Here is a 12692-nt window from a genome sequence, read left to right on the forward strand (position 1 = left end):
CACTCAAACTCTCAACCTTAAAACCCCGCATAATTTTACTAAGTTTGTTATTACAAGTTCACAATAAAAATGTTTGACTACAGATTAAAAGTTTTTCATACAGCCGCATCCAGACTGAGTTTTACTAAAGCTTCTGAGGAACTTCATATTTCACAGCCGGCCGTTACCAAGCATATCAAAGAAATTGAAAGTCAGATGGGCACCAAACTGTTTGACAGGAAAGGAACTTCGGTACAGCTTACCCAAAGTGGAAAAATTTTATATGAATATGCAGAAAAGATCCGGAATATGTATCGTGATCTGGAATTTGAAATCAGTCAAATCAATGAACAACATAAGGGAAAACTGATTATTGGAGCCAGCACCAGCGTTGCACAGTATGTTTTACCTGAAATACTGGCCAAATTCAACTCTTATTATAAGGATATTAAGATTGAACTGATTGCTCATAATACGGAGATTATTTCCGAACTTCTGAAGGAAGGAAAGATCGACCTGGGAATTATCGAAGGGGAATCCCAGTCATCCTTTTTTGATTATAAAATTTTTAAGGCTGATGAAATTGTTCTCACAGCAAAAACAGAACATCCATGGGCCCATAAAACCTTAAGTTTAAAAGAGCTTTATGATCTGAATCTGATCTTCCGGGAACAGGGCTCCGGCACCCAGGAATTCATCCAAAACCGCTTAAAGGAAAAAGGAATCAACATCGAAAAGCTGAATACCGTCATGCAGCTGGGAAGCAGTGAGAGCATCAAGAATTACCTTTTACACTCAGATTGTATGGCATTCCTCTCCATCAGCACTATTTTGAATGAATTAAAGAACAATAGCCTGACTATTGTTGATATTAAAAACTTCAGCATTGAGAGGAATTTTCATTTCATTCTTCCGAAAGGGGATCAGTCTGAAATGATTAAGCTTTTTCTGAGATTTGTAAGGAGTTAGGGAGCAGATGGCAGGTTTTAGGGATTAGAGATGGCAGTTTAAACTACGGTCTTTATTTGGATTTTAGACGGGATAGATGTCAAAGATGAATTTTGCTTCGCAAGTGAGTGGTGAAATTTATGTTTGTAGAAAAGAATTAAGAGCCAAGAACCAAGAATCAAGATGCTAGATATCAGATAATAACTCGTTAACTTAACTACCACGAACCAGCAACCAGCAACTGACAACACTTCTCAACTCATTTACCCTAAAAACTCTAGGACTCACAACCCTATTACTCTCAAATTCTTCTATTTAAAACATAACTAAAAGTTATCCACTATAATAAAATACGATTTATTTTGTAATACTATATTCCGGAATTTTGGAGTCTGATTTCAAAACTTATTTTATGAAAGACTTTTTCCAAAATGAAAGAATACGAAAAGCTGTTTTTATTCTGCTTGCTGTTATATGCCTTACTCCACTAATTTCTTCTCCCATAGCTCTGGCCTTAGGCTTTGGTCTTGCTATTTTTATAGGGAATCCGTTTGAGCAGCATCTGCACAAATATATTCATCTGCTTCTTCAGATTTCCATTGTTGGACTGGGTTTCGGACTTAAGCTGGATGAAGCGCTTCAGGCAGGAAAAACAGGATTCTTTTTGACGGTTGTGAGCATTCTCACAGTGATGATTCTTGGATATGTTCTGGGAAAAGTATTCAAGCTTGAGAAAAAACTTTCCTACCTGATCTCTGCAGGAACAGCTATTTGTGGCGGAAGTGCCATTGCAGCTGTTTCTCCTATCATAAAGCCCAGCACAAAAGAAATTTCTTTGGGACTTGCCATTATTTTTACATTGAATTCAGTGGCTTTATTTATTTATCCTGCAATTGGGCATCTGCTGCAACTTTCGCAGGAACAGTTCGGACTCTGGTGCGCCATAGGGATCCATGATACCAGCTCTGTGGTAGGAGCTGCCGGAAAGTATGGAAATGAAGCTTTAAAAATCGCGACAACGGTAAAGCTAGCACGTGCTTTATGGATCATCCCGGTTTCAGTGATTACAATGTTTATTTTTAAAAACAAAGAATCAAAGGTAAAAATCCCGTGGTTTATAGGCTGGTTCATTCTTGCTATACTATTGAATACTTATTTTCCGGTTTTTGATCTTTTCAGTGGTTCTGTAACTGCTGTGGCAAAATCTGGACTGAATCTTACTTTATTTTTTATCGGTTCTACTCTGTCGATCCGGACTTTAAAAACAATAGGGATTAAGCCGTTGGCTGCAGCTGTTATCTTATGGATTGTTATAAGTGTGGGAAGCTTGCTTTACATTATCAGCTGATTTTTTTTAGTTTTTTTTGGTTTATTATTTTTAACCATGGATTTCACAGATGTTTATGAGTATTATTAAGTGTGAAAAACTTTAAATATCTTAACTGATAGAAATTTTTGTAGTTTTTCCGTTTTGAAACAAATGCATAAAAGTTCAGAGTGGAACTTTCACTAAAGTTAAATGTTTCTGAGTCACATTCACTTAATTTTTAAATAACAAAAACCTTTTGGAAGGTCCAAAAGGCTTTTGCATATTAAATGTGGAAATGTTTATTTCTTACTGAAATAAGTCTTAAACTGGCTTAATCAAGACAGTTATAAACCTGCGGGCATCCTATATACTGTACACAGTACCAAGGCCCGGTTACAGAACCTGAGCAGCTGCATCCGCAAAGTGATAAATCAGGGTTTCCACTGATTCCTCCAATAATGTTCTTTAGATCTGCTTTTTTTAATTTCTTAGCATTTTTCATAGTGTCGAATGATTTGATTTGGGATTAAACGATATAGTTTAGTTACTTTCCAAAGTTAAACAAATATTAATTATTCGCAACATAATTTAATTAAAATTTTAATAATGTCTTGATTTCATTACTTTTATTACGTTATAAGCGGAATAATACCGGTTACCATTTATTAAACAATTTATTATCCGGTTCTTTCAACCTGCCATACAACTGTTCAAGAGAATGACAACAGAACTTTTGTTTTGGGAATTCTTAAGCGTTAATAAATAAAACCTTTCAATTGATCGAAAGGTTTTACTGAAATGTTTTATTAACAGGTGATTACCTGCAGACATTTTTTATACTTTACACAATAAGACGGACCTGTCACTGCACCTGTACAGCTACAGCCACATTGTGAAAGATCCGGAGTGATTACTCCGCCAACTCCGCCTATAATGTTTTTAAGGTCATCTTTTCTTAACTTTTTTGCTTTTTTAAAAATTTCGTGTGACATGATGTTTGATTTTAATTAAACAATAGAATTAAATTCCTTTACTTTCAAAAGTAAACAATTAATGATTATTTAAAACACAATAAAATGTTAATTTATTTATTTCATTGCACTTAAAAAAAGACAATTTTTGTTAAAACTGTTATATTATTCAATAAATTCCAGGTCTTTATCATGCGTTTCTGATATGGTCAGCGAGGAATAAAAAGCCAGTCCGAATACAACAATTCCTACAATTGCTGCACTTATAATGACAGTAAAATTATTTTTCAGCAGATCAAATGCAAGGATCATTACAGGCACCAGACCTCTTACCATATTGGGAACAGTAGTGGTTGCCGTATTCCTGATATTGGTCCCGAACTGTTCTGCGGCAAGGGTCACAAACATAGCCCAATAACCTGTACCTAGACCTAACCAGACACAGAACATATAGTATTTTGTTTCTGTATTGGTATTTCCAAACAACATGATCGCCACTCCTATTATGGTAAACAACAGCATATAAAAAATAGCCATTTTCCGGGATTTCAATGCATGGGAAATAAAACCGCTCATCAGATCACCAACAGAAATACCTACATAGGCCCACATAATAGCTTTTCCCGGGTTCAAATCCTTTATTCCTAATTCAGGGGCAAATTGATTGGCTAAAACTGCCAGAATGCCTATACAATACCATGTAGGCAGACCTACTGCTATGCATTTGAGATATCTGGTCAAACGCTCTTTATTGGTAAAGAAGGAAAGAAAATTTCCTTTGGAAACGCTTTTATGCTCTATATTTTTATAAATTCCTGACTCTGAAACGCTTACTCTTAAAATCAACAACATGATACCCATAATTCCGCCGATAATGTATGAAATATTCCATCCCCCGGCCAGTTCTACAGTAAGCTGAGCCACTACAGCTCCCATTAATCCGAAACCGGCTACTACTGAAGTCCCTATCGCCCGCAGGCTCTTTGGTAAGCTTTCAGAAACCAGGGTAATTCCGGCTCCAAGCTCTCCTGCCAGCCCTATTCCCGCGATAAATCTTAAACCCGCATATTGGTATACCAAATGCTCTTTGGGAAAATAGGGCAAAAATCCACATGCGATATTGGCAAGAGAGTATACTAAGATAGACCCGAAAAGTACGGACAGTCTTCCTTTTTTATCTCCAAAAATTCCCCAGAAAACCCCACCGATAAGAAGTCCTACCATCTGGCAGTTCAGTATAAAGGTTCCGTCGGCATCGGGATTCAGGCCTAAAGCTTTTAAACTCGGAATTCTTACGATACCGAATAACAGCAGATCATAGATATCTACAAAATAGCCTAAGGCTGAAATAATAACGGGGATTGAAAAGATGTACTTCAGTTTTGAAGACAAAGACAGTTCTTGCATTTTTAAGTTTTGATAAAAATAAAAAACCTTTCAATCTCTTGAAAGGTTTTTATTAAATATCTTGATCCTGCTATTATCTTGCAATATTCACAGCTCTTGTTTCTCTGATTACCGTTACTTTTACCTGTCCCGGATACGTCAGTTCATTCTGGATCTTTTCAGAGATGTCATAAGATAGCTGATTGGCTACTTCATCACTTACTTTTCCACTTTCTACCATTACTCTCAGTTCTCTACCAGCCTGGATCGCGTAAGCGCTTGATACGCCATCGAAGCTAAGTGCTGCAGATTCAAGATCTTTCAGTCTCTGAATATAAGATTCAAGTACCTGTCTTCTTGCTCCCGGTCTTGCTCCTGAGATGGCATCGGCCACCTGGATGATCGGTGATAACAGTGACTTCATTTCAATTTCGTCGTGGTGAGCTCCGATTGCATTAACAACTTCTGCATTTTCACCATATTTTTCAGCCCACTGCATTCCTAATAAAGCGTGAGGAAGTTCAGACTCCTGCTCAGGCACTTTACCGATATCGTGTAAAAGACCTGCTCTTTTGGCTAATTTTACATTTAATCCTAATTCTGCAGCCATTGTTGCAGCAATATTTGCTACTTCTCTTGAGTGCTGTAAAAGGTTTTGTCCGTAAGAAGAACGGTATTTCATTCTACCTACAATCTTGATCAGTTCCGGGTGCAATCCATGGATTCCAAGATCAATGATTGTTCTTTTTCCTACTTCAATAATTTCTTCTTCAATCTGTTTTCTTGTCTTTTCTACTACTTCTTCGATTCTTGCCGGGTGAATTCTTCCATCCGTTACCAATCTGTGAAGGGACAGTCTTGCAATTTCTCTTCTTACCGGGTCAAAGCATGAAAGAAGAATAGCTTCAGGAGTATCATCAACGATAATTTCAACCCCCGTCACAGCTTCTAAGGCACGGATGTTTCTACCTTCTCTACCAATGATTCTTCCTTTTACTTCATCTGATTCAATATTGAAAACTGATACTGAATTTTCGATCGCCTGCTCGGTTCCGATTCTCTGGATCGTCTGGATAACAATTTTTCTGGCTTCGTTCTTAGCATTTAATTGTGCTTCTTCCATGATGCCCTGAACGTGCGCCTGAGCTCTTGTTTTAGCTTCTGCCTTCATGGTTTCCACCAATTCTGCTTTAGCTTCTTCTGCCGTATAATTGGCGATTTTTTCAAGAATCTCTACTTTCTTAGTAGTAGCCACATCCAGTTCCTGCTGTTTTCTGTCTAAGATCTCGTTTTTCTTAGCGTAATCTGCAATTTGCTTGTCCAGGTCCTTTTCAAGTTTTCCGGTCTTGCTAAGCTCATCATTAAGCTTGTGTTCCTTGTCTTTAATTCTCTTTTCAATCTCCTGCATTTTTTTCTCGCGGGATTGGATATCCGCATCATGCTGGGATTTCAGTTCCAAAAATTTTTCTTTGGCCTGTAGATTCTTTTCTTTCTTTATGGATTCAGCTTGAACATTTGCTTTTTCTATAAGGTTTTCGGCATTTTTCTTTGCATCATCTACAATAAATTTTGCTTTGGTATTCAGCGAGCTCTTAGAGAAAAGAATCCCTATCACTGCTCCTACAACTAAGCAAATAACGCCGACTATAATGGCTGTTGTCATAATATATATTGAGTTTTAATTGTCTTACACTTATTAAATAAAAAAAACCTACAACAATTCAGGGATTGAGAGTAAACTCCTAATCAACACGATTTGAACTGATTTCCTCTGTCTGTAATCCGGGAGACCCGGCACGCCATTCAGCGGACATTTGCTCGGTAATTGTTTAGCGTTGAGTTTACCTTAAATGTGTTAGAATTATTGTAGGCAGTCTGATGGGAAAAAAATCTATTTCCCAATTTCATTCAACGACTGATTAATCTGCACTAATCTTTCGTTGGTAGAATTTATATTTTTTTCGTAGTTAAGAGAAACTACTTCAGCGTTGGTTCCCAGTTTCAGGGCACACATAGCCAAAGCATCCTGTTTATCTCTTACATCGAAGTTCTGTTCAAAATCTTTAATCATACTTTCAATCTGCTTTCCTACTTTACGCAGAGTTTCTTCCTCTGCGGCCGGTACGTTCAGCGGATACACCCTTCCTGCAATGTTGATGGTTATTCTTCTTACATCCATTATAATCCACTGTTTTGAAGCTGCGCAATACAGAAATCAATTTCTTTTACCAATCTGTTGATATGGTTTTTCATTAATCTGTTGTGTTCAGGATTTCCTGATATTGCTGAATAAAGTTTTATATTTTTTTGTTCTTCTGCTAATACCTGATTTCTTCTTCTTTCCTCATCATATTTCGTTTTCAGCTCTTCATGCTCAACAGTTAATTCAGATAGTCTTTCAGTAAGATTTTTATAGTTCTTTTGTAAAAGCAAAATCTTTTTCTCTAATTCTGAAAAATTATTTTCTAAATCTTGAAGCATTTCAGGTTTTCTATATTCTAACTAATAGCAAAAGTAAAAAAATAATAACAGTAACAAAAATAAAAGTCTCTATATTTTGATTGGACACGAAAAAAAGGAGATGCACCAGCACCTCCTTTGTATTTCTAATGTATATTTTCTTATTCGAATTTCAGAACAAACATTACAGCTCTTGTCTGAAGTGTAGACATTGCAGTTGCCCAGTATGGAGGCGTTGTTGCATTATCTGCCACTTTCTCGTTATTCATGAAGAATGTTCCTCTGATAGCCGGAGTCAGTTTAAATTTGTTGAAATAAAACTGGATTCCCATTTCTGCAGACCACGCAAAGTTATGCGTTGTAGATCTGAAAACCTGCTGCATGTTGTCATCTTCAGAATCCGAATTGGACTGAAGATTCACCACATAGTTTACCCCTGCTGCAATATAGGGTCTGGAATTGTACCATCTGTTGCCGTGAAGTTCCAATAGTACAGGAACGTCTACCAATGTAGATTTAATCTCTCTTACTTTGTCTTTTTCTGTTAAAGGAATTGGAGTAAAAGGTGGATTCGTTAATGTTCCAGCAGCATACTGGTCATTGGACTGGGTATTGAAAGTCAACTGCCTTTGAGCAAATTGCAAGCCTGGTTCCAATCTTAAATCCAGATAATCATTCAGTCTCCATTTGGCGATCAAACCGGCCCCGAAACTGTAGCTTTCTTTAGATTTAACAAGATTCTGATTACCTTCCGCACCATATCTTGGATGTAGGACGATACGGTAGTCTAGCCTGTTGCCGTTCAAATAAAAACCCCAACTGAATTTCTGCTCGTCAAAGTCTTCCAACTTATCCATTCTGTTTCGGGTTCTGAATTGCGCATCTGCAAAAACTGCAATATTAACTGAGGCTAAAACCAGTGCTCTTAATAGAAATTTATTCATAGGTTACTTTGTTGCTTTATAAATTGTGGCTATACCTAAACTTAATTTTTTATATTCTACTTTCTTAAATCCTGTATCTAAAAGAATTTGTTTCATCTTTTCCCCGAAAGGAAAAGCATTTACAGAATCCGGAAGGTATGTATATGCCCTATTATCTTTGGAAACCAGTCTGCCAATGGCAGGTAATATATTTTTAAAATAAAACATATAAAATGGCCCTAAGAACCCCTCAACCTTTGAAAACTCCAGTATATAAACACTTTTGTTATCTTTAACTACTCTTCTTAATTCTGCCAAACCTTTGGTAAGGTTTTCAAAATTCCTCACTCCAAATGCAACGGAAACAGCATCGAATCTATTGTCCTCGAAAGGCAAATTTTCTGCATCTCCTTTTTGCATGGAAATTTTGCCGTCTAATTTAAGTTTTTTTATTTTAATAACGCCAACATTCAGCATTTGTTGTGATAAATCCAAACCAATTACTTTTGCATCGGTTCCTTTTTCAATCGTAATTGCTAAATCTCCCGTTCCTGTAGCCACATCCAGCACTTCTTTCGGATTGTCTTTTTTCATCATTTTCACCAATGTATTTCTCCATATGATATCAATTTTCATTGATAAAACACGATTCAGAAGGTCATACTTCGGTGCAATATTGTCGAACATATCCTCTACCTGGCTTTTCTTGGTAGCCTCAGAATTGTAGGGAGTAACTTTGGTAATATCTTTTGTCAAAACTTTAAAACTTGTAATATTCTTTGTAATAATTTAGGAAATCCTGCTTTCTGAAGATCTTTGATCTCGATTCCACCTTTTGGATGTTCTTGATTACCTTATCGTAATCTTCGTCTACATTGTAATAAAAATCTTCAGTATAAAGCTTATTGAAGTGCCTTGCTCCTCCGAAATAAGCTTTTCCGTCAATTGTGATTTTGTCCAGGGCCAAAAGTAATGAATCTTTTTTAAGATTGTACCCATAATATTGATCATTAATATAATAATCCTGATGAGCAATATTGATCAGTCCACGGATTTTATTTACTTCAAATGCAGAATCATACAGCATTTTCCTGTTCTGGTCGAAAACTTTGATAGAATTTTTTCCTTTTTTTATGTCCACATGTACATACTGACCCGCAGAAATAACCCCTTCGGAACCGTTATTGATCTTAAAATAGTAGGTATTGGGTGTAGGGTTGTCTACCACAAAATAATTTTTCTTGGCTAAAAAAAAGAAGTAGACCCCAAAGGCAACGATAAACACCACAGCTGCAATAAGTAAGCCTTTTAAGGACGAGTTGTTTTTCATACGATTGTAAAGTACAATTTTTGCAAATTTAATAATATTTTTAATTCTCCGTTATTAATATTAATTATTAACTTTGCATCTTTAAAAAATCATATAAACGAATGCCGAATACGATCATTATTGGTTCCGGATCCTATATTCCTAACAGAGTTATTGGTAGAGATTATTTCATGGATTCTGAGTTCTACACTGAAGACGGAGTTAAGATTGAAAAACCTGCAGAAGAAACCATCGCAAAGTTTGTAGAAATCACAGAAATAGAAAACAGAAGATTTATTGAAGACGATCTTTCCAACTCGCAGATCGGCTCTGAGGCCGCCAAAGCTGCCCTTGAGGATGCTAAAGTAGATGGCGAACAATTGGACTACATTATTTACGCGAGCAACTTCGGAGAGGTTACTGTAGACGGATATGTGAATTTTATGCCCAATATGGCAGCAAGAGTAAAAAATAAGCTAGGCATTAAAAACAGAAAATGCATTACTTATGATATGATCTTCGGATGTCCGGGATGGGTGGAAGCCATGATCCTTGCAGACAATCTTATCAAAGCAAAAGCTGCTAAAACCATTCTTGTAATTGGTGCAGAAACGCTAAGCCGTGTTACTGATCCGCATGACAGAAACAGAATGATCTTTGCTGACGGAGCCGGAGCAGTGGTAGTACAGGCTACAGATCAGGAAAACATAGGAATCATTTCTCACAACACAATCTGCGACAACGGTCCGGAACTGTGCTATCTTGAAAATGCACCTTCTATTAACGCCAATGTAGACCAAAGACGTCTTTATGTAAGAATGCAGGGAAGAAAGATCTATGAATATGCCCTTAAAAATGTACCTTCTGCCATCAAAGAAACTATTGAAGATGCAGAACTTTCCATTGAGGATATCGATAAAATCCTGATCCACCAGGCGAATGCAAAAATGGATTATGCTATGATCGAAAGACTCCACAAATTGTATGACGTGAAGGATTACGACCATTCGATCTCTCCTATGACAATCCAGAACCTTGGAAATACGTCTGTAGCAACCATTCCTACGATGTATGATTTAATAATTAAAGGAAAAATGGAGGGTCAAACGTTTAAAGATAAAGGTAACATTGTGATGACTTCGGTAGGTGCCGGAATGAACATCAATGCTATCGTTTACAGATTTCCTTAAAATATTTAATTAACAAAAAAATATAAAGCACAGGGAACTATATTCTTTGTGCTTTTTTTAGATTTATCATGCAGAGAAATTTTTTGATTATTGCCGCTATCTTCCTGTTCTTAGAAATCTATATCTATCAGGCTATAAGAACATTAACTGACAATTCCTGGATAAGAATCGGATATTGGGTGGTATCTTTAGCTGTTTATGGGATCTTCGCCTATGAAGTGACTCATTTTCAAAGATCGGACAGAAGCATGGTCAGGGCACAGATCACGATCTCGCTATTCCTGATCTTCATTCTTCCTAAAATTTTTGTAGTCTTGTTTTTACTGATTGATGATATTTTCAGAACAGGAGGATACCTGATAGGATTAACACAGCCGAAAGAAAACTTCTTCCCCGAAAGAAGAAAGTTCCTGAGTATGGCAGGATTAGGGCTTGGAGGAGTTCTTTCCGCTCTTTTCATTGACGGAATCACGTTTGGTAAATACAGACATACCGTAAGGAAAATAAAAGTAAAAATACCCGGGCTTTCCAAAAGTTTCGAAGGCTATAAAGTAATCCAGATCTCTGATGTTCACAGTGGCAGCTTTTCTGATCCGGACAAACTACAACATGCCATTGACTTAATTAATGAGCAAAATCCTGATCTTGTTCTGTTTACAGGAGACATGGTTAATAACGTTGCAGATGAATTCAAACCTTTTATTCCGTTATTTTCTAAAATCAAAGCAAAAGACGGAAAATTTGCAGTGCTGGGAAACCATGATTACGGCGATTATGTATCGTGGACGTCTAATGATGCCAAGAAAAAGAACCTTGACACGCTTATTGAATATGAAAAACAGGCCGGTTTTGATATGCTGAGAAATGAAAACAGGGTGATAGACAAAAATGGAGAGAAGCTTTATATTCTCGGCGTTGAAAACTGGGGACTAAAACCATTTCCGCAATTTGGGAAAATTGATGATGCTTTAAAAGGCGTACCAGAATCCGCTCCTAAAATCCTGATGAGCCATGACCCTACTCATTTTGATCATGTGGTAAAAAAACACCCGGGAAACATCCATCTGACTCTTTCAGGACATACACACGGAATGCAGTTTGGTTTGGATCTTAAAAATGTAAAGTGGTCTCCGGTACAGTACCGCTATCCAAAATGGGCTGATTTGTATGAAAGTGAAGGAAAGACACTTTATGTCAACAGAGGATTCGGTGTTCTGGGATATCCGGGGAGAGTGGGTGTATTGCCGGAAATAACTCTTTTTGAGCTGTCTTAAATAGTCTCTCGCAGATTTAGTAGATTATGCAGAGGTTTATGGATATTATGATCTATAGCCACAGATAAGCAAGTTCAATAATACCCTTATATCTTAGCAATGCACGATCCAATTACAACGCAAACACCTGCATAATCTACTAATCTGCGAGAGCATAAAAATCCTCGAGAAAGAAATTTAAAAAATATAATCCTTCATACGGGAAGTGGCAAGTTCCTTCTCGTTAATCCAGGTAAGGAGGGCATCCAGTTTGTCCTCCATTTTTTTGCCCGAAAACAGGCTTCTGTAAAACGGAATATCAAATCTGTATTTTTTAAAATCGGTGAACTGCCAGGAATTAAGATAGATCAATACAAAATCATCATTTTTGAGGGTTTCAAAAACCATATTCTGATAATACTTCATCGGCAGAATCTGAAAAACAAAATCATTATAGGGTAGCTGGCTGTATGGTGAGATACTTTCAGGGACAATACTCAGTCCGTCTTCTTCATTGATTTCTGTATCTCTTTTCAGCCTTTTGAACGGAAAAAGGATATCTGCATTATCAATATTGGAAACATAATTAAACTCCAGGGATTTCAAATCTTGTAGAGGAAGTTTGAAATCTTTCTGCCTGATTCCTCTAACCTGTTTTTCCAAAAGGTCTTGGATATTCTTCTTACCATTTTCAATTTCCTGAAGATTGGAATTCAAATTATAAAAAGCAATTTCATGCCCTTTGGATGAAATTGCTTTTATTAAATTCTGCAGTTTTTCTGCGATAGAAATCTCTACAAAAAAACTTGCTTTTATATCATGAATATCTAAAACCCGAAGAATAGCTTTTGTATTATCTTCTGTGATTTTCAGTCTTTCCCCATCAGAAATTTCTGCAACGTTTTTCGCTTCAGCTTCAATATTCAGGATGTTAAAAGTCAATAAAATCATTTAAATTAAGTTT

The 12692-nt window shown here is 36.7% G+C and carries 14 protein-coding genes; 4 read left to right on the top strand and 10 right to left on the bottom strand.

Going from position 1 to position 12692, the window contains the following annotated elements:
- Nucleotides 1-69 precede the first annotated feature (69 nt).
- Both V6R96_RS19205 and V6R96_RS19210 read left to right on the top strand, forming a co-directional pair.
- Nucleotides 70-948: a LysR family transcriptional regulator gene (locus tag V6R96_RS19205; protein ID WP_336379899.1), complete on the top strand. Its 879-nt coding sequence runs from the start codon at nucleotides 70-72 to the stop codon at nucleotides 946-948.
- Nucleotides 949-1339: 391 nt separating this feature from the next.
- The gene (locus V6R96_RS19210) at nucleotides 1340-2275 is read left to right on the top strand and encodes a YeiH family protein (protein ID WP_111957916.1); all 936 of its coding nucleotides are present in this window, start codon (nucleotides 1340-1342) and stop codon (nucleotides 2273-2275) included.
- A gap of 292 nt (nucleotides 2276-2567) precedes the next feature.
- Here V6R96_RS19210 and V6R96_RS19215 read toward each other — a convergent pair whose 3' ends face one another.
- The 9 genes from V6R96_RS19215 to V6R96_RS19255 all read right to left on the bottom strand — a co-directional run bounded on the left by V6R96_RS19215 (nucleotide 2568) and on the right by V6R96_RS19255 (nucleotide 9306).
- Nucleotides 2568-2738 (bottom strand): hypothetical protein, encoded by a 171-nt coding sequence (locus tag V6R96_RS19215; RefSeq protein ID WP_167409428.1) that lies wholly within the window; start codon nucleotides 2736-2738, stop codon nucleotides 2568-2570.
- A 304-nt stretch (nucleotides 2739-3042) separates the two neighbouring features.
- Nucleotides 3043-3228: a hypothetical protein gene (locus V6R96_RS19220; RefSeq protein WP_111957763.1), complete on the bottom strand. Its 186-nt coding sequence runs from the start codon at nucleotides 3226-3228 to the stop codon at nucleotides 3043-3045.
- A gap of 144 nt (nucleotides 3229-3372) precedes the next feature.
- Complete coding sequence (locus tag V6R96_RS19225) at nucleotides 3373-4614, bottom strand: MFS transporter (RefSeq protein ID WP_111957765.1); 1242 nt, start codon at nucleotides 4612-4614, stop codon at nucleotides 3373-3375.
- Nucleotides 4615-4687: 73 nt separating this feature from the next.
- Entirely contained in the window at nucleotides 4688-6256 is a 1569-nt protein-coding gene (gene rny, locus V6R96_RS19230; RefSeq protein WP_111957767.1) for a ribonuclease Y, read from the bottom strand.
- Between the two features lie 228 nt (nucleotides 6257-6484).
- Nucleotides 6485-6772: a cell division protein ZapA gene (locus V6R96_RS19235; RefSeq protein ID WP_111957769.1), complete on the bottom strand. Its 288-nt coding sequence runs from the start codon at nucleotides 6770-6772 to the stop codon at nucleotides 6485-6487.
- Entirely contained in the window at nucleotides 6772-7074 is a 303-nt protein-coding gene (locus V6R96_RS19240) for a hypothetical protein (protein WP_111957771.1), read from the bottom strand. Before V6R96_RS19240 ends, V6R96_RS19235 begins: the two co-directional genes overlap by 1 nt.
- 140 nt (nucleotides 7075-7214) lie before the next feature.
- Nucleotides 7215-7997, bottom strand: a complete 783-nt coding sequence (locus V6R96_RS19245; RefSeq protein ID WP_111957773.1) for a porin family protein — start codon at nucleotides 7995-7997, stop codon at nucleotides 7215-7217.
- 3 nt (nucleotides 7998-8000) lie between these two features.
- Entirely contained in the window at nucleotides 8001-8732 is a 732-nt protein-coding gene (gene ubiE, locus V6R96_RS19250; RefSeq protein WP_111957775.1) for a bifunctional demethylmenaquinone methyltransferase/2-methoxy-6-polyprenyl-1,4-benzoquinol methylase UbiE, read from the bottom strand.
- 4 nt (nucleotides 8733-8736) lie between these two features.
- The gene (locus tag V6R96_RS19255; protein WP_111957776.1) at nucleotides 8737-9306 is read right to left on the bottom strand and encodes a hypothetical protein; all 570 of its coding nucleotides are present in this window, start codon (nucleotides 9304-9306) and stop codon (nucleotides 8737-8739) included.
- A 101-nt stretch (nucleotides 9307-9407) separates the two neighbouring features.
- Here V6R96_RS19255 and V6R96_RS19260 point away from each other — a divergent pair, with 101 nt between their 5' ends.
- Both V6R96_RS19260 and V6R96_RS19265 read left to right on the top strand, forming a co-directional pair.
- On the top strand, nucleotides 9408-10475 hold the full coding sequence (locus V6R96_RS19260) for a ketoacyl-ACP synthase III (protein ID WP_336379898.1): 1068 nt from the start codon (nucleotides 9408-9410) through the stop codon (nucleotides 10473-10475).
- A 68-nt stretch (nucleotides 10476-10543) separates the two neighbouring features.
- Nucleotides 10544-11749 carry a metallophosphoesterase gene (locus tag V6R96_RS19265; RefSeq protein WP_336379897.1) on the top strand — a complete coding sequence of 402 codons (1206 nt, stop codon included), beginning with the start codon at nucleotides 10544-10546 and terminating at the stop codon, nucleotides 11747-11749.
- Nucleotides 11750-11926: 177 nt separating this feature from the next.
- Here the strand turns inward: V6R96_RS19265 and V6R96_RS19270 are convergent, their stop codons facing one another.
- Nucleotides 11927-12679, bottom strand: coding sequence for a polysaccharide deacetylase family protein (locus V6R96_RS19270; RefSeq protein ID WP_336379896.1), 753 nt, complete (start codon nucleotides 12677-12679; stop codon nucleotides 11927-11929).
- Nucleotides 12680-12692: the final 13 nt, after the last annotated feature.

This window comes from Chryseobacterium sp. CCNWLW53 (assembly GCF_037083525.1).
Lineage (GTDB): Bacteria > Bacteroidota > Bacteroidia > Flavobacteriales > Weeksellaceae > Chryseobacterium > Chryseobacterium lathyri.